Source organism: Vibrio sp. 10N.222.47.A9, assembly GCF_963872585.1.
Classification (GTDB): domain Bacteria; phylum Pseudomonadota; class Gammaproteobacteria; order Enterobacterales; family Vibrionaceae; genus Vibrio; species Vibrio splendidus.
The window spans coordinates 34799-56633 of record NZ_CAWNBB010000043.1 but is presented as its reverse complement, the minus strand read 5'-3'; the positions used below and the strand labels follow the sequence as shown (position 1 = coordinate 56633).

The following is a 21835-nucleotide window of genomic DNA, read 5'->3' as shown; positions in this document are numbered from 1 at the left end:
AACGTAGAGTAATCGAAAGTGTTCATAGGTAACATTCAACTTATGCAGTGTATTAATGATATAGGTTGTAACATACTCTTTCTCGATAAAACAGAACCAAAGATTGACTCACCGGAATGAACGATATTTTCGAGTTAATCGTAAATAAAAAATTCCAGTTTATAGAGGTCTTTTATGCCCAGTTTCACTCCCCAAATACCAATGGCGTATGGTAATCACCAAGAAGCAATATCCTCTCCAAGGTTAAAAGGTTGGCATGCACACATTTATTTTAATGACCTTACCGAGCAAACGGCTCAAAGGGTAATTAACGATATAGCATTAGAAATTACAGATCTAAGACAAGGCCAACTGCATCGAAAATTGGTTGGCCCTCATCCTTGTTGGAGCTGTCAGCTTTACTTTAAACCACATTTATTAAGTGACGTAGTTACTTGGTTGACGTTCAACCGAAAAGGTTTAACGATACTTTTTCACCCCATCAGTGGAAATGATTTGTTAGATCATAAAGATAGAGTTTTTTGGATGGGAGATGTCAAAGACCTGAATCTAGAGAATCTATAAATCCCCAAATTTGTATCGATGATGAAAACAATGAAAACAATGAAAAACATGGAAAGAGGGGGAAGAATCAAAAGAGGAGAATGGAAGCGACTCGTTCAAATCCTAGATAGATTGCTCTGGGGCAAACTGTGACAGCAAGCGCTAACGGAGGAAAAAGCTTTCGCTACAGCCCATGCTGTCAGCATGAAATAGTGCTTATTAAGGTCGCTCGACAGGGTAGTCGAAAGACTGTTGTTAGCGAACTTGGTCACGCCCTCTACTCATCCGCTTACTCTTTGGGCTGGTGACCCGTCTTCTTCGCAAACTTTTGCATAGCCTCGGCAAACGTTGTTGTCCCACCTTTCGCTTTAACCTGAACCACCTTATATCCCAGGCTTTCTAGCGCTTGGCGCTCCACTAAAACCGCTTTGTCATCTGGCTGACTGCCTTGCACAGGCTGATGAATATAACACCCTTCTAATTGACCATCTTCGACCAGTTGGTGGTGTTTCAGTGCATTGATATCAAAATTCATAGTAAGTCTTTTCGTTTTAAATGGAGAGTCTCTGTGGCAAAGGCCACAAGTCTTAATAATTTTATCGTTTGTACCATACGGTATTTTAACTATAAGAAGCTAGTGAAAATACAGTAATCCAATGGAATGTGCTGGGTGCGGTTCGTATTCTCAATCTCTTATTGATCGTATGAAGAAAAGGAACTGAATACCGATCGTGATGAGTACGAGACAAGTGCGGCTTCAGTTTAGCGGCAAAGAATGTTCTCCCCCGTGGTCGTTAATCTAAATAGATCGCTGAACTTCATTTTGGGGGGAGCTATAGGGCGAGGTGTAGTGGTTTAATGCTCGACTTGAATCTGAGTATTGGTCATCATCGCGATCAGTTTAGCTACTCGTTTACGCATGTCACGTCTATCAATAATCATGTCTAATGCGCCATGCTCTAATAGGAACTCACTCTGCTGAAAATCTTCAGGTAATTTTTCTCGTACCGTTTGTTCAATCACTCTTCGTCCGGCAAAACCAATTCTCGCTTTAGGTTCACCGATATTGATATCACCTAACATCGCAATACTTGCCGATACACCGCCAAAAGTTTGATCGGTCAATACGGAGATATAAGGGAGCTTTGCATCTGATAGCCGTTTTAAAGCAGCACTCGTTTTTGCCATTTGCATTAAAGCCATCAGTGACTCTTGCATACGCGCTCCACCACAAGCCGAAAAGCATACCAATCCACAGTTAGCCTCGATGGCTGCATTAACAGCATCAACAAAGCGAGCGCCCACAACGGCACCCATTGAGCCAGCCATAAAAGAAAATTCGAAAGCGCACGCCACAACAGGCATCCCTAACAACTCTCCCTGCATCGCGACTATTGCATCTTTCTCACCTGTACTTTTTTGGGCTAGGGCAAGGCGCTCTGTGTAGCGTTTATTGTCTTTGAAACTGAGCAAATCTTTCGGCTCGTGTTGTTTGCCTAACTCAGTTTTCATACCTTTATCTAAAAAACTGTCTAAGCGACAGCGTGCCGACATCCTCATGTGGTGATCGCATTTTGGACATACCTCCAGATTTTCATTAAGGGCTATGCTGTACAGGATCTGGTCGCAAGAGGGGCATTTTGTCCATACGCCTTCTGGAATATTCGCTTTACGCGTACTGATTATATTTTTCTTATCTAATAGTTTTTCTATCCAACTCATTGGAAACCTTATCCAGTTCACTTTTAATGATGAGTATTGTATAAGCCTGTTTCTGGTAATAAAGTGGCTAATATTGGCTTTATAATCCAATTAGGTGGGATTATTAGAATGGGTGGGATTAATGGGAATGCTTGAGAAGATTGATCAACAATGGCTAAAAAGTTTTCACTGTGTCTATGAGAACAATAGCTTTAAGAGAGCTGCAGAGTTTCTGTGTTTACCGACATCAAACGTCAGTCGTCATATCGCGTTGCTAGAAGAGCAGCTAGATGCTCGACTTTTTGATAGAACGACTCGCCGAATTTCTTCGACAGAAGCAGGGGACCACCTCTATCTACGAACTCAGCCATTGTTGGATAAACTCAACGACGCTCTTGAGGAGGTGACACAACACTCTCGTGAAGTCATAGGGCAACTCAATGTTTTAATGCCAGACTCACCTGAATTGGCCCAAGCCGTCGTTTCATTTTGTACTCAATATCCATCTATTTCATTATGTTGTGATACGAGTATCAGCCCTAAAGAGGATCCGCTTGACGGGTTTGACGTTATTTTGAGTTTTCATCGAGGGAAGCTAGAGGATAACAATTGGATAGCGAAAGAGATTAAGCGTTGGCCTAGTGTTGTTGTGGCTTCACCCAAACTTCTTCATACATCTTCTAAGCCTTTTAAGATTACGGATTTGAAACATGTACCTTGTATTAGCAGCTTTACCGCGTTAAATGGTACGCCATGGGTATTTAAGAACGAAACAGGTCAGGTAATTACTCAAAGAGTAAAATCTACATTTAAAGTGAATAGTGGACAACTCGCTAAAGCAGGTGCATTGGCTGGTTTGGGGTTTGCGATACTCCCTGCTGAATTTTGTCGCGATGAAATAGATACTGGCTCTTTGGAAGTTATAACACTTGAATATAAACCTGAAGATTTGGTGCTGTACGCCTTCTACGCTTCTAGAAAGCACATAGCAAAAAAGGTTCCGATGTTCATTGAGCACTTAAAACATCAAGCGAATCTAGATGCGCAAAAATAACAGAAAATTCGGAGGCTAGGGGCTCTTCGCTAGGTTAGAGATGTACTCACTATTTATGGATAAAACTAAGACCTCGCGTTTGCGAGGTCTTAGTTTTTCGGGTAGTGATAACAAACTCTTGGACAAAAGCGTTTTAGTGGTTTTACTAAATTAGTATTCCACAAATTACTTATTGTATTGCAAACACTCTAATCAGGTAGCCAAATTCACTTATCCACCACATTAGATAGTTAAAAACAAATTCTCCATAAGATAATTTTTAATATCAAAAAACGAAAATGACGCCCCATATTATGGTCGTCACCTTAAAACGTTTTTGAAAAACTATTTCATGCCGTTACCTAAGTTTAAATTTATTTACTATTTGAGTAATTTGTGCGTTTGTATCGGCAATACTTTCCGTTTGTTGCGCTGTTTCTTGTCCATTAGCATTGAGTTGGCTGACCATGTCGTTGATGGACGCCATATTACGGCTTACCTCTTGTGTCACACTACTTTGTTCTTCTGCCGCTGTAGCAATCTGAGTGCTTAAATCATTAATTTCAGCAATATGGTTGCTTAACCCATTAATACGTTGCCCAACCAGCTCTGTACTTTCAGCCGTCTTATTACAGGTATCCTTTGTCGCATCCATTGAGCTTGTAACCGATTGACTGCCATTAACCAAGCTACTTAGAGCTTTCTCTATTTCTCCTGTACTAGTTTGTGTACGACTAGCCAAAGCTCGAACCTCATCCGCTACCACAGCAAAGCCTCGCCCCTGCTCTCCTGCTCTTGCGGCTTCGATAGCTGCATTCAATGCAAGTAAATTGGTTTGGTCAGCAATATCACCAATGACATTCAAAATGGAACTAATGCCTTTAGTTTCTTCACTCATTGCTTGAATGTTATGAGCGGTCTCTTCTACCTCTTCTACTAAAGAAGAGACACTCGACTGTGCGTCATGAACTACCTCTAAGGACTCTCCGCTCATGGTGGTTGCTTCAGAAGTAAATTGCGCCGTTTCTGCTGCATGGTGAGCGACGGATTCAGCCGTTGAATTCATTTCTTCTATGGCCGTGACGACTTGTTCCGTTTCCACTACATGTTGGGCGAGTATTTGTCCGTTGTTTTGAGTCTGAGACGTCAGTGCTTTGACATCACCCTGAAGTTTTACTGTGGATGATTCAATTTCTAACATCATAGATTGTAAGCTTTCAATGAAGGTATTGACCCCCAGTGCAATCTGTCCAAGGTCATCATTAGAATTGACCGCAAGACGCTGTGTTAAATCACCATCACCACTGGATAAGCTTTGAATTGTGTTTTTGAGGGCGAGGATAGGACGGTACAAATAGTTCAACACAAGTAGTGCCAAAACAATACTTACTATTAAGTATATAAATGTAGAAATGAACGCCGCTTGTTTTGCTTCTTCAATCGTGGCAAAAACAATCGTTTTATCTAATGATATGAGCAAGTACCAGTTCTTTTCACCAAGTTCAATACGCCTAGAAAATAGTACCTTATCGGCACCATTCAATTCGTACTCAAATATTGCTGAAGGCTGACCAATAACTGAATTAGTCACTCCTTTAAAAGCAGTAAAATTAGTCAATTTATCGCCATTTTTAACAGTAGCCGATGTACTAGCTAAGGTAGTGGTGTCGTCAGACATAATCAATGCCATTGCACCTGAAATATTAATATCTTTTACCGCTTTATTTAGCACTTCCAAGGAAACATCGGCTAGCACAACACCTGACCCGAACGATTTACCTATACTCACCATTTGTTCGCCTGTAGAGGCGTCATTATAAGCATCTGTATATATTAGTTGTCCTGTGTTTTGTGCTTGGCTATACCAAGGCTTTTGTCGTGGGTCATAAGATGAAGGACTCTTGTGATTAATCCATCCATCGTAAGAAACCGAAGCATAAGCATCACCATTTTCAAAACCAATCATCATATTTTCAACGTTGGCAGAAAATCCACTCACACGCATTCGCTCAGCATGAGAGCTTGAATAGTTATAGCTCTTATAATCACTAGCTAGATTACTCACAGCGGTTGCTTTGCTAGTCATAAAGTCATGGACGCGCTTAGCTTCAACTTCTACACGCTCCTCGGTCGCTTTATAAATAGTAGATTGCAGCGCATCACGTTTACTAATAAAAGCTAGGTAATTTGCTGTTCCTACGGAAAGCGCAACCAAAACGGAAATAGAAGCTAATAAAGCCCCTCTAAAACTGAGTTTATCCATAAAAAATCCTATGATATTAAATTAGCTAGAACCAAAATCATGCTTCTTTGCTTTAGATGAATGATTTACGTATCTCCGATACGCTCACCTCATAACAAAAAAAGCAATCATACAAGGCGTATGCATTCATCATTGATATATACATTATGTCGACCGTCTACCCAGTAACATTAGTTTAATTTGATCTAAACCTTTAGGCTCAACGGTTGAGGTTAGTGACTCTGAGCAGTTTGGGGTAGAAGTGCTTAATAGTGATTTTTGCAACAGGCTGTTGCAAAGTTGGGGTTGGAGTTTGTCCAACAGCCTGTTGGACATTCGATGAAGCAGGCAATTTCCTAATTGTGCAACAGCTTGTTGCACAAATAAATCTCATGTTGGTTTCATGTGCTCTAAACACGTCTTGGGGCATAAGTGAGCTAGTCAATTCTCGAACTTAGTCAATGAAAATTACTTTTTGATATGGAAAGACACTTAGCTCGTGGCTTGTATTGATATTGAAGAGCAGTTTCATCTGAATCAGATTAAACTGACAGTGCCTTTGAGCGTTTCTACGCAATTGTAGGACTATTGTATCTAGAGCATTAGCCTGTCGCGCATTTCTCAATATTTACGACAGGCCCACTTTACTGCTGTGAATAGTTTATCAATGTCTCTCTGTAGAGTGAGAGTAAAGTATCGCTATCTACTTGAACGCCGACTTGTTGTGCAGGAAATAAACCCCATTCATCATTCATATAGTTACGTTGATCAGCTTTCTGAATGGTCATCCCTTCCGCTGGCCCATCTGTGACAACCCTGACCGGGCCATTACGACTTGTAAAAAGAGACGGTTGGATAACATAAGCAATGGCTGATGGGTCATGAACATGACAACCATCCATTCCTACTTTGTCAGAATAAAACTTTAAGTAGTAACGACTAATGTCCCAGATGAACTGCCCAACTTCTCCAGCGTCATCTCGCAACTCATCAAGGTATTGACTGGTAAAAAAACTCTCCTCTGTAACATCGAGCCCGATAATGACTACTGGCCATGATGCCGTAAACACCTTATCGGCAGCATGAGGGTCATCATGAATATTCGCTTCGGCAAATGGTGTTACATTCCCTCTGTGGCCGTTTTCACCGAATGCACCACCCATAACGACCACTTCTTTTACCAAGTCGACGATGTCAGGAGCAGCTTCCAGTGCAAGTGCAAGATTAGTCAGAGGACCGACAGCCACAAGAGTGATCTCTCTAGGTTCAGCTCGAACACTGTCGATAATGAACTGATAAGCTGGCTTTTTAATCGCTTCATAATCTAGCGAACTTGGTGCCGTCACATCACCCAACCCCGTTTCACCATGCACAACAACCGTTGCTCCAACAGGATCTCTTAACAAGGGCTTATCCGAACCTTTAGCAACAAGTGCCGTCATACCGAATTTTTGCTTCAGATAGAGAGCATTTTGAGTGCCATTGTCTATCGTCGCATTTCCATAAACGGTCGTGATCCCCATCAGCTCAATATCTGGATGTGCTTCTGCAAATAGGATTGCCATTGCATCATCGATGCCCGGATCTGTATCTAGGATGATTTTCTTTGTCATATCAGCTTCTAATTAAACAGTTGAGAGGAGTAGACGATACCTAGAAAAAACACTGATGAACGTGACTTGAATCTCATGATGAGAGCAATTTAAATTAAACACTCAAGGTTTGAATTTCTCGTATGAATATTGTACTCTGGTCATTTTGTTTCCGCCTTTTCTAAGGTATTAGTACCTTTAAAATATTGGAAAAATTCACCATGTCACTACAAGTTTTCTGACAGTGATGGACCACCAGTAGAATAGAATGTTCGATACTAAAGAAAGTTATCACGATGTATGTGGTGAATTTAATAATGGCTTTTAAATCAGTTGCTTATGGTGGGGTTTTTATTTTTAAGATTCCAAGATCAAAAACGAAGTAGGTCCTGATTTGGAATGGATGCCATCTACAAATAATGATGTTGTAAACGTTATAAATTCTCTAAACGAATTGGTTTTGCACGGTCACTTAAGGCAATTAGGTCGATGTGGCCGTTATGACCATATATATTCAATAACTGAAAAAGAACGTAAGTATTGGAATGAGTTAAATAACAAGTTTTAGATACTCTTCTTTTTCCTAAAAGTGTGCCAAACGCTTAGCTCTAAAAATACAGATCAAAATCTGAGTGGCCATTGGTGTTTAAGATCTTTGGTATTTAAGTCCTTTGATCGTTAAGTCCTTTGATCGTTAAGCCCTGATTTAGCCTTCTAGATTACGCCGAACTAAATCGTGCATTTGTTTTACTGTCATCAGTGCTAACCAGATGATTTCTTCTACCGAACGTTGACCCGTTGTGGAAGTTGGGTGACCGGTATCGGTTTGATTGGTTAGCGCGGGCAGCTCATGGACGCGGTTATCACGAATGGTATTGATCAATGCATCCATCGCATCATGAATTAAGCGTTCGACTTGTTGTGAACCTTGGTATTGCGTGCCTTTTCTGACCAGCGGAATCAGCAAGCAGAGATAATGGCTTAATAATCGATAGTGACTCAGCATATCTTCATAATAGTGAGGATCGGCACGAGTGTGTTTTGGCTCTTGCTGCATCTCATTGTAAATCAGCTCAAGGTCGCTTTCGGCGGTTAGCATAGCGGCACGTTGCTTGGTTAGCGCAATATGGTCATGTTGTTCGGTACCAATTTGCAGCTGTTCGTAGCAATACACAAACAAGCTTTTTGAACTATTAAGCGCTTTTAACGCTTGAGTGTGGATCTCTTTGCCTCGCCATTGCGGCCATAACAAGCTGTATCCGAGCAGGACAATCGCGCCCCCGACTATGTTGTCGATCAAACGTGGTGCTGCAAAGTCGAGCCCTTGGTGCGCCATGGTCTGATACACCAAAATCAATAGCGCGGTAATACAACCAATGGCTAGCGAGTAATGGCGCATAATATTAAGCATCGCGACAGGCAAGAGGATGACGATAAGTGTATACATCGCGGTCGTTGGTACGCCAATGTGAATTAAAGACGTCGCGAACAGCACACCAAGCGCCGTACCTAAACAGCGTTGCCACGTTTTACTGCGTGTCGCCAAGAAGCTTGGTTGAATCACCATTAGCATCGAAATCAGAACCCAATCAGGGCGAATCAATTCAAAGTATTCCGCAATTCCAGCACCAAGTGCGAACATCAAACCGACACGGGTAACATGACGCCAAATCGGATTGCCTCGGCTTGGTAGGCGAAAAGACAACTCGAACGGCTGCACTTCAAAAGAACGTTCGTAAGCGGGTTCATTAAGCTCAATACGACGGGAAATGTGCTTCACTGCGTATGCCCAATAACGAAAGCGGGGTTGGTCTTCGAGCTTGACCGCTTCAATCAAGTCATTAGCTTCTTGCTCTAATGAGCTTAAGTGCTTCACCTCTTCGTTTGTGTTGTGTAGAAGCTGTTTGGCTTTGTGTCTTAGTCTTTGCTGACAATGTTGGCTCCAAACCAATAGCAAGTCTCGTTTGTGTTTGCTGGACTGAAATTGGTTCAATAGATCGGGATTCGTTGTGTGGCTGCTGAGTATCACTTCAAACGTATCAAGAGCGAGGAACAAGGCTTGTCGAAGCGAGTTAGCATCTTCTTGTTTAGATCGAAAAGATTCAGATTGAAGAGACTGTTGGAACAACTCGATGAGTTGGTATTTGATGCGTCTTTTCGGTGCATCACTTTCGCTACCTAGCAGGAATGCTTGGCGATATTGGATGTAGTCTGCCAACGTTTCGTAAATCGCGGACAGACACACACGCAATGCATAGTGCTTCCACAACGCAAACCAAAGCCAGCTAAATAGTGCAAAAGTAAGAGGCCCGAGTACCAACATAGGGTACAAGCTTAGCGCTGTGTTGGAATTGTGAAGTGAGAGAGTGACGACTGCTATCAATAGGCTCGACATACCGAGCCGTGCCCAAAAAGGACCATTGACCGCCGCACTGGCAAGCAAAGCACCCATAGCACCATAAGTCACCCATAAAGGCAGTCCGCTTTTCAGCAGAGCGTAACTGATGGCCAGAGTCATGCCCCAAGCGGTTGCGGTGATCGCAAAACGTGTCCACCGCCTTGGCCCTGCTGCATCGAGGCCACTAATCAGGGCGGCTGGCATAGTCATGAGCGCGGTCATGGCGATAGTGGTTTGATTCGACAAAACCCCTAAACCGAGAAACAGCACAATGGCACTGGTGGCGCGAAGCCCAAGGTTAATAGAAGGGGAGTACCAGACTTTACGCAAAATGGCAGGAGAAAACGTCATAGACCCTCGTTATTTGTTTGACCTTATTGAGTGTAACGCCAAACTTCTTCGCGTGCTGTCTTCAATCACAGATTGATAAATTGAATCGCTGCAAGCTTCTTCTATTGGCGTAGAACGCGATATAGCTTGGTTTATTCGAAAGCGAATCCACAAGGTTTAAGACAGCAAGATTCAAGATCGAGGGTTCAAAAATAGACAGCTTGGTAGTCGATGGAATCAACAGAGAACGAAATTCGACTTAATCCTACCTTCTCGCTGCGATTGTATTCATTGATCGAGTGGTCAAAGCCATAGGCTGTCGAAGGGGCCATGTATTGAGTTATGCCTTGTTTTGTCGCCGTTATTCCATCGTGGCCATGACCGCAGATCACATCACGAACGCGATATTTTCGAAGTACGCTCATCACATCAGCATCGTTCTCTAGACGGATGGCTTTCATCCAATCAGCACCGACTGGAATGACAGGGTGGTGGATTACAACGATTGGGTTATTCGTATTTCTAAGCTGTTGTTTTAGCCGAGCCATGCCAAGGTTATCAATGCGCCCAGAACCGAGTGGATGACGTTTATCCAGCGGCTTGAAACTGGAGTCCAAAAACACAAATTCTCGTTCATTGATCATTGCTTTATCGGTGACGAAAATCGACGATCCTTTTAACTCGGTACGCATTAAGCGAGAGTCATCATGATTGCCCGCAACCGCGTAAATGGATTGGTCGCTAATGTGTTGCCTAATGAACGCCTCTAATCGAATGTAGTCGCCAGACTTTGGATTACAACAAATATCACCAGTTAGAAAAATGGTCTTGCATGCTGTGTCTTTGCTGACGTATTCCAGGGCTCTACGCAGGTTTTCATAGCTGGATTTATCGGAAAGGTGACAATCACTGATTTGGTAAACGGTGTTCATTGTTGTTGTCCGGTTATGCCATACGAATTATTAAAGATGATAAAAAAATGCCTGCCAATTTGGCAGGCATTTATTGATGCTAATTTGCTTTGGGTGCTTTGGGTGCTTTGGACGCTTCGTGTTGCTCAACCATGAACGCAATGGCTTCATCGTTTAAACAAGACTTACTGACGTATTGGCGCTGCTTTCCAATATGAAGGATAAAACCTAAATCGGTTTGTTGCAGCTGGGAGATGTCAGTCCAAGCGATAGTATTGGTGTTTTTAGCGTTTTTATAACTTACGCCGTTAACATCCCCCTGAAAGACTACTTTGCTGCCAGCACCTGAGCTGATTTTTTGTCGCCATATCCACCAGGTTCTCTTGCAGTAAACGCTGAACGCTTCAATCACACTTAATACAATAAAGAACCAGCCAACGTAACCGTTAGGTAGTAGCTCAAACTCTAATAAAACCACACCAAAAATAAGAAACAGTATTCCTTTTAAATAGGCTTTTGGAAATTGAGTCGGAAGGCTAGTTTGATCATAACACTCTGTGAAAAACGTCTTGTCGAGGATGTATTCTGTGGTGAAACCGGAATCTTTAGACATGTCTGGCTACTTTAATGTTTTCTGTGAATGAGCTTTCTATAAAGGGGCTACTACGCTGCAATCTAGTAACTCCAGCATTGTATCGCTTGTCGGCACTTTTCCTTAGCGGTTTTGATGCTCTTTTGTAAATCAATAATACTGATGGGGTTTGCTCTTGGCATAGCTTACTTGTTTACCTGAATTGATATTAAATAATGACTAAAACTAAGGCCTTACGTTTGCGAGGCCTTGATATGTGCAGAGCGGTTGGAAAGAACCTCAGATATATTGCTACGTTCTTGCGATCTACATGGTGAAAACAGGCGACATGCCGCTGTCTTGGCCGTTCATTAATAACAAGCCAATCAACACAAGTAAAATTCCGCCAAAGAGTTGCAAGTAGTGACCTGCGGCTTTCAATGAGGCGTTACTGTTCTTATTGCCTGCTGCCAAATAGCGCTTCACTAGATGTTTGCCCGTTAGCGTCATCATTGCAATTAATGAGGTTGTTAATGCTGTGCCTACTGCCATCGAAAAGGCACTCAGAACGCCCATCCAATATAGGCCAACCATGTTTGCGAAAAGCAGAACCATGATGGCTCCGGTACATGGCCTGATACCAATCGTCACGATTATTCCCGCGTACTCTCGAAATGTTGAAGCTTTATTGATGGCTTCTGGATCAGCGACGTGTTGGTGGCCGCATCCACAGTCGGCATGAGAATGATCTGCATGAGTGTGGTCAGCGGCTTGTAATGCATTGGTAGCGCCCATAACCATTGAACCAGATGAACGAAGTGCCATTGGCGTACGAACTGGCACTGACGAACGAACTGACACTGACGAAGCTGCGCCTGTTGCTAATGGAGTGATGGCTTTCACTCTCAGAGTTGGTTGCGGTTTACGCATCGTTGAGTAGATGTTTTTCAGAGCTTTCCAGCAAATCAACACACCTACAACGGCCACTAATGCAAAGCTTAATGAAACAAACATATTCGCTTTGTCATTCACCACTCGCATTGAAGCACTAAAGCCCCAGATCAACACGCTTACCAATAAGATTGCGACCAGTGCTTGTAAAAAAGCGGAGACGACCGTAAGTACTAAACTCGCTTTTGCTTTGGTTGGGTGAGTGGCTAAGTACGTAGAGACAATAACCTTGCCGTGCCCAGGCCCCAGGGAGTGGAGCATGCCGTAGATAAAGCTGAATCCAATAAGGTAACTGCCTGCGCCCCAAGGATTAGATTTAGCTTCATAAAGTAGGTCTGCAAGCTCTGAATTGACTTCTCTTTGCCATTGGATGCTAGAGATAACTAACGATGGCCACATGGACCACACTTGATATGCACCGACAGCAACAAGCAATAAAGCTCCGGCGCCAATAAGGTAATAGTTTGTTTTAAGTTGATTTTTCTGCATTTCACAAGAACCTATATCAGATATTTTTCTCTAAATGAATTGAGAAGCTTACGTAAGGGCGGTAAAGAGTCACTTTATTAGGATGCAGGAACTGCTGCACAATGAAGCTCAACCGATTGTGTAAACAGTTGGCCTAACGTGTTATCTGGGTCAGCATCGGCTGGTAAAGACATCGCGTAACTCATCTGTTCTGGCGTCGGGTTGGGCTCGATTAATTCCAACTGACATTGTCTCGCTAGTTCAGGTGACAAGGTCACGTCGCTATTCGATAACCACGACATGTCGACGAAGTAACTAGGGTCAAAAATGAGTACGCGAAGCGAGTCTCGTGTCACAGGTTTAGGCTTAGAAAGTGGTAGGTCAAATGTTAGAACCATTTTGGCTTTGTCACGCTCAAACTTAGCGTGTTCAGCAACCTGATATTTGATGGGCTCTTCACCATCATAAAAGTACGTGAAGTAGTGCTCATACTTCATGTTTTCAATAACAGACGCAGCGAGCTTTTTGAATGTTTCAGCTTCTGTATCGGCAGAGACATTTTCGCCATCCAACATGTACATGGATGTCATAGCATCAAAAGACCACTCCATAGAGAGACTGGTGATCATGCCATTCTCTCCCTCAATATGGGTTTTCATCTCTATCCAAGAGTGAGGGTGGGCATATAGATTTGGCGCAAAACACAGTAATACTAGGCCAAAAGGCAAACCCTTTAGAGAACGACAGCATGTCGAGAAACGGCTTACATAGCGTGTGGAGAAGCGATTGATGACATCGATTAGAATAAATAGCTGTTTCATGAGAACGAATAGTTATTAAGTGTAATGTTATAATATAACAATTGAGTGGGTTGTTCACATCAAATTTGTGTCATGTTTTGCCTGTTTACGTTTCTATTATCGGTTTCAATTCGGAGTTGCTTTTATTCGCAACTGCTTTAATTTGCAGCAATGCCCCGCAAGCGTGAGGCATTTATTGTTGGGGTGGGCAAAGGTATAACCAAATTAGGCGAGTGAATGGACTTGCTTAGAAGAACTTCTTAATCGCTTTTTCAGCACAAGCGACATCTAAGTGGCCACCCGGAGCGCCACCTACACCAATCGCGCCAATCATGGCATTGTTCAGTTGTACCGGAACACCACCCGCTAGGAACAACAAGTTGTCGTCCATATTCTGCAAGGGTTGCATGATAGGTTTGTCGGCGATGAGTTTCATCAGGTTACCTGACGGCTGCTTCATGCTTGCCACTGTGAACGCTTTTTTGCGTGAGCTATCAAGAGTGTGGATGCCTGCGCCGTCAGAACGTAGTTGAGCAATCACATTGCCCGACAAATCAACAACAGTCGCAGAAACCTTGTAGCCATCGGCTTCGCATTGATTAACGGCTTCATGGGCAAGCTTGAAGGCCGCTTCTGATGAGATTTGAGTGAAAGAGACCGTTTGTGTTTCTGCTGCCATTGCATTGTGAGAAAGGCTAAGGAAACCAAGGGTTGCTGCTAGTACTGTTAGTTTTGTCGTTTTCATGTTTACTCCGTTAAAGCATCTGTTTTCAAAAAGAATCTGTTTTCAAAAAATATTCGTTTTCAAATTCCGAATTCTATTTTTTGTTTGTTTGGAAAGGGTGTTTTTAATCAACAGGTTCATACTAACGAATGCATGATTACGACTGGCTTTCTTGAACATTACAAAGTTGCAATGTTGGTTATATTCGAGAAAGGATATTGATAGAGTGTATTCAGACCACGGCAAATAAATAAACGGACGTTAATGAAAATACTATTGATTGAAGATGACATTCATATCGCGAGATTTTTGGTGAATGGTTTTCAGCAAGAAGGGATAACGGTGACGCACGCAACAGATGGTGTTGATGGATTACACGAGGCCGTAACCGAAGAGTATGACGTGATCATTCTCGATATCATGTTGCCAAAGAAAGATGGGTTTGAAGTGTTGGCTGAACTCAGAGGGCAAGGCTACGCGACGCCCGTCATCATATTAAGTGCCAAACACTCAGTGGAAGAACGAGTGCAAGGGCTACAGTCAGGTGCTGATGATTATTTGGTAAAACCTTTTGCGTTTCCTGAGTTATTGGCTCGTTGCCAAACCTTGGTGCGTCGAGGCAAGCAACCGACACCTCAGCCGTTAGAACTGCATTATGGCCCACTTAGCCTAGACCTACTTAAACACACGCTACAAAGAGATCAACAAACGATCACCATTAATCAGCGCGAGTTTATGTTGATGAAATTACTGCTCGAAAACCGAGAGGCTGTGATGTCTAAAACGGCGATTCTTGAGCATGTTTGGGGGCATCAGTTTGATCCGCAAACCAACGTGGTCGATGTTTTGGTTTGTAGACTTCGCAGCAAAGTTGATAAGGGTTTTTCTAAGCCATTAATTCACACACTTCGAGGTGTTGGCTATGTCCTCAAGTCGTAGTATTGAACAGGCACTTGCTAAAACGCAGAGACATTTGTTGGTTCGCTTTATGTCGACCTTACTGCTCTGCTTGCTGCTGGTGGAACTGATTGTTGGGGCTATCTTCTTTTTCGACCTTTACCAAACGGAAAAGAAGATCCTTACGTCTATGTCGACCGAGTATCAGCGTATTTTGACTTACGATTCGAGTGAGCGATTGATTCATGTTTTAGAGGCGAATCCTCACCGGCTACTCGAAAACAACATTGCGGCGTATAAGCTTGAGAAGAGCGCTTCATCTGATGGCGTGTTTATCGCTGGTGTTCAACATTTATCAACAGCACAGCCTTTTTCTAACTACCAAATTGATGAGAATCGTTCATGGTTAGAGAGCTTCATCTTGAGTCCCTATATGTCGTTGCCTATTGAAGGGGAGCAGTATGATTTCTGGTTGGTTTTGGATAACCGAGCAAGAGACTTTATCGCCTATAATCAATGGCTAATGACCTTATATGCGTTGCTTGCTCTCGTGGCTGTGACCGCAGTATTCACTCGTAACATCATCCAGAGTGCGATGTCTCCGTTAGTGACCTTTGGCGATCTGCTCGATAAGCTGAAAAAAGGGCAGTTAGAATTTCCTAGCACTAAAAATGAAGCCGAATCTGATTTACCGCAAGGGCTCAACGTGATCAGCTCTAGTGTCCATACTGCGGTTGCCAAGTTACAGCACGTGACGACAACCTTGAATACGACCGTCGATGCGATCGCTCATGATATTCGAACTCCTTTGTCGCGTATTACGTTAGCTTCCCAAACGGCATTGCTCAATAACGCCGACCAACAAGCGATGAAAGACGCATTGGCGGACTGCTCTGAACACGCCATGCAGGCCAGTAATATGTTAACCGCCTTGATGAAGCTGAACGACGAGCTGACCGGAAAGCGCATACCACAGAAAGTGCCGACTCAGGTCTCTGATGTGATTGCTAATGTGGTGAGCTGGTATGAAGATGTCGCAGAAGATAAACAAGTTGAACTTGAGGTTGAGAGCGCTGATGCTCTTGTGATTCAGTCCGACCCTGACAAGTTGACTCAGGTGTTGGTTAACCTTGTTGATAACGCGATTAAGTACACCGAGCCCGAAGGAAGAGTGACGGTCAAAGTCGAGCAAAGCTCAGAAGGTAAGGTTGAGATAACCATCCAAGATACTGGTGTTGGCATTGAACAGAAATATCAGGATTTGATTTTTGAACGACTTTACCGAGTCGACAGCAGCCGCAGCAATATCGAGGGGTATGGTCTTGGGTTATCTTTAGCGCTTGCCATGGTCGAGAATCTAGAAGGAACGCTAGTCGTTGAATCTGAATTGGGTGTGGGAAGTACTTTTACTCTTTCGTTGTAACAACGATTTATATCGTCACTTCTGCCTTTGAAATTTCAGCTCGTACGTACAAAGAATGCCCCGCACTAGTGGGGCATTCTTGTTTTTGGGTAAGGGAGGCTCTCCATGAACAGGTGTGGGAGGTAGAGTAACCTGCGCCAACCCTATTGGCTGCTTGTAGCTTGTAGCTTGTAGCTTGTAGCTTTTGATCTTAGTTATCGATCCAGTAAATCTTATTTTTCACATGATAGTTATTGGCATATGCCAATAATGGAGCGTATGCTGAACTTCTGATCATCAATAACAGGAAGTTACTATGTTATACGCAGTACCTTGTCGCGACCTTCATGTCGGTAACCATTTTGCTCGTTCCCCACAGATCGCGATTGTCGATGAGCAACGACAAATAAAGCAGATTGTTCCTTTGGTTGATTCCGACACCGCTTGCAATAAAAAGAAGCAATGGATCTCTGTCCTCCGTTCTTACGATGTGAAATCTGTAGTCGTCCGTCACATAGGGAAGAAGATGTTAGCGCACTTGTTCAACCACGATATTAGAGTCTTGGCATCAACAGGAAAGGCAGAAATAGGTGCTTTGGATTTTAGTAATCTGCAACAAGTGACCGATTTAGATTACGGTCGGGAGCCGCGCAACGTTTGTCACAGTAAAAAAGGGCACAGTCAGAGAGGGTGCAGTAATAAAGGGAGTAGTAAGAGAGGGTGCGGTGAGGAAGGGCGCAAGAAAGGCGCCGCGATTCTTATGGCACAGCCGAATCACTTAGGGGGTATTCGAGGGTTCCGAAAATGACCTTTTTATTGACGCTATTGGGGTTTGTCGGAGTCGTTACACTGATGGCGATAGGCGTGATTTTTTCGCGCAAGCCAATCAAAGGCAGCTGCGGAGGGCTTGCGCAGTTAGATATTGAGCGTGAATGCAATTGCAAAGATGTGTGTGAAGGGCAGAGTCGAAAGCTGTATCAGATCTCTGAGCCATCAAGCTAAGTATCGAGAATTCACTGTCGTTGAGCTAGCTAACGTAGGGCTAGTGCGTGAGTTAAGCGCTTTGAATCACCAACGCGTGACCGTTGACGATGCACTTGGCGACTTTGGCTCTTGCACGCTTGATGATGTTGCCGAACGTTTGGCGAGACACCTGCATTTGTTCAGCGGCTTCAAGTTGGCTCAATCCTTCTTGATCAGCCAAGCGTAAGGCTTCTAACTCTTCTAATAGCAATTCTTCTTTATGAAGCTCGTCCATAGGAACGCCATTAGGCTTAAAGCAAGAGTAAGCCGCTCGGGTGCATAACTGGCGATGTTTTTTTGGTCGAGCCATATCAATCTCTAGGTATTTAAGGTTAAAAGGTAAGTATGAAGGTTTTCATTCCACACAACCATCGGCGTTGCCAAGTGTGCAGCCAAGGTTTTTTCGCAGACAGCGCCATTTGTTTTGAAGCCGTTGGCGAGCGCGAGACTTTAGTCAATCATAAAGCTTCAATTAAGAGTGAAGCTTTAGCTAAATATAAAACCAGGGCCAAGATTGTACCAACAGATAAAGCTGAGGGCTACGATGGCATCATGCAGGGTGGCATTGTCACCGCGTTACACGACAGTGCGATGCTGCATTGTTTGTTCCAAAATAACATCACTGCAATGACGGTGAGTTTAACGTCTCGCTTTCATCATCCTATTTCCATTGGTCAAGAACTGGAAGTTCGTGCCCAATGGGTCAAAAGCAGACGTAATATCTACTTCCTTGAAAGCCAAATTACGCAGTGCGGAAAGTTATGTTCGTCGGCACAAAGCCAGTTTATGTCATCCCACTAGTTATCGATCCGATGTTCCCTATGCCGTTAGTTTGTTACGCCCATTGTTTTGCACAATAAATAGAGGTTTTCTATAGTTAAGGTAATAACGAATAAAGCTAGGGCAGTATTGAATTTATCATAATCTTTCTTCACTTCTGATCGCGCTGATGTGTGTTCATTAGTCGAGCCTTCGTACTCGATTCAATTCATTGCTGCCTTCTTCTGGAGGGCTGCTGATGCTCAAATACTTCAAATCGACACTCCGATACGGTGTCACTTCAATCGTTTCTCTTTTTCTATTCTTCAGTACTTTTGCCTCTTCTTCTCCACTTAAAGTCGGTGTTTACCCGTGTCCTCCTTTTGTGATCAGTTCGATGGAAAGTCAATGGAATGGCCTGAGTGTCGAGCTTTGGGAACAGATCGCTAAAGAAATGGACGTTGAGTACACGATAGAGAATCACCGTTTGGATGAATTACTCAATGCGATTGAAACAGAGCAAATCGACATCGGTGTCTCTTGTATTTCAATCACCCCAGAGCGTGAGTTGTTTGCTGACTTTTCCCATTCCTTTTATGAAACTCACCTCGCTATCGCAGTGAAGAAGCAAGGTTACCTTCATACCTTACACGCCATTTTCTTAAACCCTGCATTGTGGCTGATCATTGGCGTTATCGTCTTTATCTCTGGTGTGATTGGTGCCTTTTTCTATGTATTGGAGCACGGTGAAAATGAAAAGCTCTATTCGATGAAAGGCCGAACGGGCCGTTGGTTAGAAAGTTTCATACTGGGTTTGCTTTTTATCACTCGAGGCCCATTCAATTATTTTGAGTTTAAGAGCTTAACCGGACGAATTGCTACGGTGTTCATTGGTGTGCTGAGTATGCTGTTTATCGCCAGTATTACTGCGGTATTAGCCAGCAAGCTTACGCTCAGCCAAGGCTCTTCCCATATTAAAGGCGTGAATGATCTTGCGGATGTTGAAGTAGGGGCAAAAGTCGCGACGACGTCTTCTTTGATGCTCACAAGCTTTGGTATTCGACACAAGAGTTATATCGATATGCCAAGACTGTTGGCGGCTTTAGAGGAAGGCGAAGTAGAGGCGATTGTCGCTGATGATGTGGTGCTCAAATATATGATCGGTAATGGCAGAATAAGCGGGCAGTTCGATGATCTAGAGGTGTTGCCGTATCAACTCGAAAAGCAGAATTATGGCTTTATCATCACTGAAAACAACTCGTATGAAGAAGAAATTAACCGCGCTCTTCTGAAAATTCGTGAGTCGCGAAAGTGGCGTAAAATCTTGGTCGACTATTTTGCAGATAAGTAACCGAGTTTAACTGCTGACTATCAGGCATTTCTAATGCCTATCCCTAGAGTTGATCTGAACCTGAGGCTTTGTTCTTTTTGAAATATTTGAACGCTGTCCAAACGACATAAGCCGCAACGCCCACAATCAATGCAGAGCGAAGGAGAATAGGCGCATCATGCTCAAGTTGACCAACATGCGGCACAATACTGGCAAACAATCGACTGGTAAAAAACAGCCCCATTACTAACATAACAATCTTATTCATGTGACCTGCCATTCAATTGGGTAAGTTGTACAGAACGTGTGATGGGTCGATTACACGGCCAAAAACGATTCTACTCGAAATAAAAGAATGCGCTTCTCAAGAGCGCCCGTCAACGCGATATCAGCTTAAAGCAAGTAAGCTAAAGTTTCGTTTTTGGCAGTGATTTGTTCTGCTGTTGGAGTTTCGAGTTCAAGACTGTTGGGAGGGCGATGACACCTTTCTGTGAATTTGATTTTCCGGAATTATTATTCTGATTTATGATCGCATGCAATCTAGGGGGGACAAATGTCCTCCTCTTTGTTTCTATCGGCGCAATAAGATAGGTGCTACAAAAATCAAATAATAAAGGACACCCCGATGGACCTATTCGCCCTACTTGATATCAATAATACCTTAGTCAATATCCCAATAGGGGATGGCTACGCGATGAGCTGGATTGAAGCATTCGGCACCGTATTTGGTTTGCTGTGTATTTGGTTTGCAAGCCAAGAAAAAACCATTAATTACCTGTTCGGGTTACTGAATGTCACCTTATTTGCGGTTATCTTTTTCCAAATTCAGTTATACGGACTGTTACTGCTTCAACTCTTTTTCTTCTGCGCCAACATTTACGGCTGGTACGCATGGACACGTCCTAATGAGCAAGGTGAAACGCTAGAAGTTCGCTGGTTGAGCCAAAACAAACTAGTAGCAACAGCTGCAGCGTGTGCGATTTCGATTGCACTGCTCACAATGTATATCGACCCATTCTTCTTTGCGTTGGCAAACATCGCGGTTGATAGCTTGAATCTATTTGGTGCTGATTTAACGGAACCAGTACTTGAACCTGATGCGTTCCCATTCTGGGATGCCACGATGACCATTCTATCTATTGTTGCTCAAGTTCTTATGACACGTAAGTATGTTGAAAACTGGATACTGTGGATTGTGATTAACATTATCAGTGTTGGTATTTATGCGACGCAGGGTGTGTACGCAATGTCTGTTCAATACGCAATCTTAATGTTTATTGCGGCAAACGGTACTCGTGAGTGGGCACGCACAGCTAAACGAAACAGTGATAAATCGTTAACTCAAGCAACGGCTTCTTAGGAGTGAAGATGGCAAAGCAACCTCATATCGGCGTTGATGAAACGCAAATTGCTCCGTTAGTCATTGTTTGTGGCGAGCCTGATAGAGCGAATCGAATCGCGAGCTTGCTTGAAGATGTCGAGATGGTTTCTGAGAACCGAGAGTATCGAATCTTCACTGGAGCTCATCAAGGGAAAGCGATATCAGTTTGCAGCACTGGTATTGGCGCACCTTCAATGATAATTGCGGTAGAAGAACTTAAGTTTTGTGGTGTGACTCATATCGTCAGAGTGGGGTCTGCAGGTGCGATGCAGTCACATATCGGGCTTGGTGAGCTAATTATTGCAGAGGGCGCGGTTCGCGATGAGGGTGGTTCTACCGCTTACGTTAAGTCGTCGTATCCCGCCTATGCAAGCTTCTCTCTGCTTAAAGAGCTAGACAAGTTCTTGCAGCAGCAAACAACACCTTACTATTTGGGCACGGTACGCTCACACGACAGTTTTTATACCGATGACGAGCAGGTGCTTTGTCAGTACTGGAATGGCAAAGGCATTTTAGGTGCAGACATGGAAACATCCGCGCTGTTTACCGTGGGACGCTTGAGAGGGCTTAATGTAGCTTCTATCTTGAACAATGTTGTCTTGTACGAACAAGATGTAAAGGAGGGCGTTGGGCAATATGTCGATGAGGCAGAGGCAATGATGCAAGGAGAGCGGCTAGCATCATTAGCGGCACTGGAAGCATTAATTACTCAATAAGAACCTGAATAAATGCAAGACGAAAGCGATGGGAGACCGTCGCTTTTTTATTGGGTTCTCTCC

The 21835-nt window shown here is 43.4% G+C and carries 22 protein-coding genes; 10 read left to right on the top strand and 12 right to left on the bottom strand.

Annotated features, from left to right (window positions below; genetic code table 11):
* Positions 1-174 precede the first annotated feature (174 nt).
* Complete coding sequence (locus AACT19_RS13165) at positions 175-564, top strand: DOPA 4,5-dioxygenase family protein (RefSeq protein ID WP_083717884.1); 390 nt, start codon at positions 175-177, stop codon at positions 562-564.
* A 268-nt stretch (positions 565-832) separates the two neighbouring features.
* Here the strand turns inward: AACT19_RS13165 and AACT19_RS13160 are convergent, their stop codons facing one another.
* Complete coding sequence (locus AACT19_RS13160; protein WP_017083405.1) at positions 833-1078, bottom strand: hypothetical protein; 246 nt, start codon at positions 1076-1078, stop codon at positions 833-835.
* Between the two features lie 320 nt (positions 1079-1398).
* Positions 1399-2265 carry an acetyl-CoA carboxylase, carboxyltransferase subunit beta gene (gene accD, locus AACT19_RS13155; RefSeq protein WP_054543120.1) on the bottom strand — a complete coding sequence of 289 codons (867 nt, stop codon included), beginning with the start codon at positions 2263-2265 and terminating at the stop codon, positions 1399-1401.
* Between the two features lie 121 nt (positions 2266-2386).
* On the opposite strand from accD, the gene AACT19_RS13150 reads away from it, so the two are divergent.
* Positions 2387-3298, top strand: a complete 912-nt coding sequence (locus AACT19_RS13150; RefSeq protein ID WP_083717883.1) for a LysR family transcriptional regulator — start codon at positions 2387-2389, stop codon at positions 3296-3298.
* A gap of 337 nt (positions 3299-3635) precedes the next feature.
* Here the strand turns inward: AACT19_RS13150 and AACT19_RS13145 are convergent, their stop codons facing one another.
* The 8 genes from AACT19_RS13145 to AACT19_RS13110 all read right to left on the bottom strand — a co-directional run bounded on the left by AACT19_RS13145 (position 3636) and on the right by AACT19_RS13110 (position 14285).
* The gene (locus AACT19_RS13145; RefSeq protein ID WP_076646626.1) at positions 3636-5540 is read right to left on the bottom strand and encodes a methyl-accepting chemotaxis protein; all 1905 of its coding nucleotides are present in this window, start codon (positions 5538-5540) and stop codon (positions 3636-3638) included.
* A 623-nt stretch (positions 5541-6163) separates the two neighbouring features.
* On the bottom strand, positions 6164-7132 hold the full coding sequence (locus AACT19_RS13140) for a nucleoside hydrolase (RefSeq protein WP_017094318.1): 969 nt from the start codon (positions 7130-7132) through the stop codon (positions 6164-6166).
* Between the two features lie 685 nt (positions 7133-7817).
* Positions 7818-9860, bottom strand: a complete 2043-nt coding sequence (locus tag AACT19_RS13135; RefSeq protein WP_076646624.1) for an FUSC family protein — start codon at positions 9858-9860, stop codon at positions 7818-7820.
* A 185-nt stretch (positions 9861-10045) separates the two neighbouring features.
* A complete protein-coding gene (locus AACT19_RS13130) occupies positions 10046-10771 on the bottom strand; it encodes a metallophosphoesterase family protein (protein ID WP_076646622.1) in 726 nt (241 codons plus the stop codon).
* Between the two features lie 79 nt (positions 10772-10850).
* A complete protein-coding gene (locus AACT19_RS13125) occupies positions 10851-11363 on the bottom strand; it encodes a YcxB family protein (protein ID WP_076646620.1) in 513 nt (170 codons plus the stop codon).
* 285 nt (positions 11364-11648) lie between these two features.
* Positions 11649-12761: a nickel/cobalt transporter gene (locus tag AACT19_RS13120; protein WP_076646618.1), complete on the bottom strand. Its 1113-nt coding sequence runs from the start codon at positions 12759-12761 to the stop codon at positions 11649-11651.
* Between the two features lie 77 nt (positions 12762-12838).
* Entirely contained in the window at positions 12839-13561 is a 723-nt protein-coding gene (locus AACT19_RS13115; protein WP_076646615.1) for a DUF1007 family protein, read from the bottom strand.
* 226 nt (positions 13562-13787) lie between these two features.
* On the bottom strand, positions 13788-14285 hold the full coding sequence (locus tag AACT19_RS13110) for a GlcG/HbpS family heme-binding protein (protein ID WP_009846975.1): 498 nt from the start codon (positions 14283-14285) through the stop codon (positions 13788-13790).
* Between the two features lie 243 nt (positions 14286-14528).
* Between AACT19_RS13110 and AACT19_RS13105 the strand changes: the two genes are divergently transcribed.
* The 4 genes from AACT19_RS13105 (at position 14529) to nqrM (ending at position 17565) form a co-directional block, all read left to right on the top strand.
* A complete protein-coding gene (locus AACT19_RS13105) occupies positions 14529-15203 on the top strand; it encodes a response regulator transcription factor (protein ID WP_004734810.1) in 675 nt (224 codons plus the stop codon).
* Entirely contained in the window at positions 15187-16584 is a 1398-nt protein-coding gene (locus AACT19_RS13100; RefSeq protein WP_076646613.1) for a sensor histidine kinase, read from the top strand. The genes AACT19_RS13105 and AACT19_RS13100 overlap by 17 nt, the downstream gene beginning before the upstream one ends.
* 295 nt (positions 16585-16879) lie before the next feature.
* Complete coding sequence (locus tag AACT19_RS13095; RefSeq protein ID WP_076646611.1) at positions 16880-17371, top strand: NifB/NifX family molybdenum-iron cluster-binding protein; 492 nt, start codon at positions 16880-16882, stop codon at positions 17369-17371.
* A complete protein-coding gene (nqrM, locus tag AACT19_RS13090) occupies positions 17368-17565 on the top strand; it encodes a (Na+)-NQR maturation NqrM (protein ID WP_012604162.1) in 198 nt (65 codons plus the stop codon). Before AACT19_RS13095 ends, nqrM begins: the two co-directional genes overlap by 4 nt.
* 52 nt (positions 17566-17617) lie before the next feature.
* Here the strand turns inward: nqrM and AACT19_RS13085 are convergent, their stop codons facing one another.
* A complete protein-coding gene (locus tag AACT19_RS13085) occupies positions 17618-17896 on the bottom strand; it encodes a DUF134 domain-containing protein (protein ID WP_004734814.1) in 279 nt (92 codons plus the stop codon).
* Between the two features lie 35 nt (positions 17897-17931).
* On the opposite strand from AACT19_RS13085, the gene AACT19_RS13080 reads away from it, so the two are divergent.
* Both AACT19_RS13080 and AACT19_RS13075 read left to right on the top strand, forming a co-directional pair.
* Positions 17932-18387: a PaaI family thioesterase gene (locus tag AACT19_RS13080; protein ID WP_076646609.1), complete on the top strand. Its 456-nt coding sequence runs from the start codon at positions 17932-17934 to the stop codon at positions 18385-18387.
* Positions 18388-18604: 217 nt separating this feature from the next.
* Positions 18605-19696 carry a transporter substrate-binding domain-containing protein gene (locus tag AACT19_RS13075; protein ID WP_076646607.1) on the top strand — a complete coding sequence of 364 codons (1092 nt, stop codon included), beginning with the start codon at positions 18605-18607 and terminating at the stop codon, positions 19694-19696.
* Positions 19697-19739: 43 nt separating this feature from the next.
* Here the strand turns inward: AACT19_RS13075 and AACT19_RS13070 are convergent, their stop codons facing one another.
* The gene (locus AACT19_RS13070; RefSeq protein ID WP_076646605.1) at positions 19740-19943 is read right to left on the bottom strand and encodes a hypothetical protein; all 204 of its coding nucleotides are present in this window, start codon (positions 19941-19943) and stop codon (positions 19740-19742) included.
* A gap of 357 nt (positions 19944-20300) precedes the next feature.
* Between AACT19_RS13070 and pnuC the strand changes: the two genes are divergently transcribed.
* Positions 20301-21035: a nicotinamide riboside transporter PnuC gene (gene pnuC / locus AACT19_RS13065; protein WP_004734818.1), complete on the top strand. Its 735-nt coding sequence runs from the start codon at positions 20301-20303 to the stop codon at positions 21033-21035.
* Between the two features lie 8 nt (positions 21036-21043).
* Complete coding sequence (locus tag AACT19_RS13060) at positions 21044-21772, top strand: nucleoside phosphorylase (protein ID WP_076646603.1); 729 nt, start codon at positions 21044-21046, stop codon at positions 21770-21772.
* Positions 21773-21835: the final 63 nt, after the last annotated feature.

Coding starts and splice junctions, on each gene's coding strand:
- nqrM (WP_012604162.1), top strand. CDS start 17,368: ATGACCTTTTTATTGACGCTATTGGGGTTTGTCGGAGTCGTTACACTG.
- AACT19_RS13145 (WP_076646626.1), bottom strand. CDS start 5,540: ATGGATAAACTCAGTTTTAGAGGGGCTTTATTAGCTTCTATTTCCGTT.
- AACT19_RS13085 (WP_004734814.1), bottom strand. CDS start 17,896: ATGGCTCGACCAAAAAAACATCGCCAGTTATGCACCCGAGCGGCTTAC.
- AACT19_RS13115 (WP_076646615.1), bottom strand. CDS start 13,561: ATGAAACAGCTATTTATTCTAATCGATGTCATCAATCGCTTCTCCACA.
- AACT19_RS13095 (WP_076646611.1), top strand. CDS start 16,880: ATGTTATACGCAGTACCTTGTCGCGACCTTCATGTCGGTAACCATTTT.
- AACT19_RS13080 (WP_076646609.1), top strand. CDS start 17,932: ATGAAGGTTTTCATTCCACACAACCATCGGCGTTGCCAAGTGTGCAGC.
- AACT19_RS13100 (WP_076646613.1), top strand. CDS start 15,187: ATGTCCTCAAGTCGTAGTATTGAACAGGCACTTGCTAAAACGCAGAGA.
- AACT19_RS13165 (WP_083717884.1), top strand. CDS start 175: ATGCCCAGTTTCACTCCCCAAATACCAATGGCGTATGGTAATCACCAA.
- pnuC (WP_004734818.1), top strand. CDS start 20,301: ATGGACCTATTCGCCCTACTTGATATCAATAATACCTTAGTCAATATC.
- AACT19_RS13120 (WP_076646618.1), bottom strand. CDS start 12,761: ATGCAGAAAAATCAACTTAAAACAAACTATTACCTTATTGGCGCCGGA.
- AACT19_RS13105 (WP_004734810.1), top strand. CDS start 14,529: ATGAAAATACTATTGATTGAAGATGACATTCATATCGCGAGATTTTTG.
- AACT19_RS13075 (WP_076646607.1), top strand. CDS start 18,605: ATGCTCAAATACTTCAAATCGACACTCCGATACGGTGTCACTTCAATC.
- AACT19_RS13110 (WP_009846975.1), bottom strand. CDS start 14,285: ATGAAAACGACAAAACTAACAGTACTAGCAGCAACCCTTGGTTTCCTT.
- AACT19_RS13130 (WP_076646622.1), bottom strand. CDS start 10,771: ATGAACACCGTTTACCAAATCAGTGATTGTCACCTTTCCGATAAATCC.
- AACT19_RS13150 (WP_083717883.1), top strand. CDS start 2,387: ATGGGAATGCTTGAGAAGATTGATCAACAATGGCTAAAAAGTTTTCAC.
- AACT19_RS13070 (WP_076646605.1), bottom strand. CDS start 19,943: ATGAATAAGATTGTTATGTTAGTAATGGGGCTGTTTTTTACCAGTCGA.
- AACT19_RS13135 (WP_076646624.1), bottom strand. CDS start 9,860: ATGACGTTTTCTCCTGCCATTTTGCGTAAAGTCTGGTACTCCCCTTCT.
- AACT19_RS13140 (WP_017094318.1), bottom strand. CDS start 7,132: ATGACAAAGAAAATCATCCTAGATACAGATCCGGGCATCGATGATGCA.
- AACT19_RS13160 (WP_017083405.1), bottom strand. CDS start 1,078: ATGAATTTTGATATCAATGCACTGAAACACCACCAACTGGTCGAAGAT.
- AACT19_RS13060 (WP_076646603.1), top strand. CDS start 21,044: ATGGCAAAGCAACCTCATATCGGCGTTGATGAAACGCAAATTGCTCCG.
- accD (WP_054543120.1), bottom strand. CDS start 2,265: ATGAGTTGGATAGAAAAACTATTAGATAAGAAAAATATAATCAGTACG.
- AACT19_RS13125 (WP_076646620.1), bottom strand. CDS start 11,363: ATGTCTAAAGATTCCGGTTTCACCACAGAATACATCCTCGACAAGACG.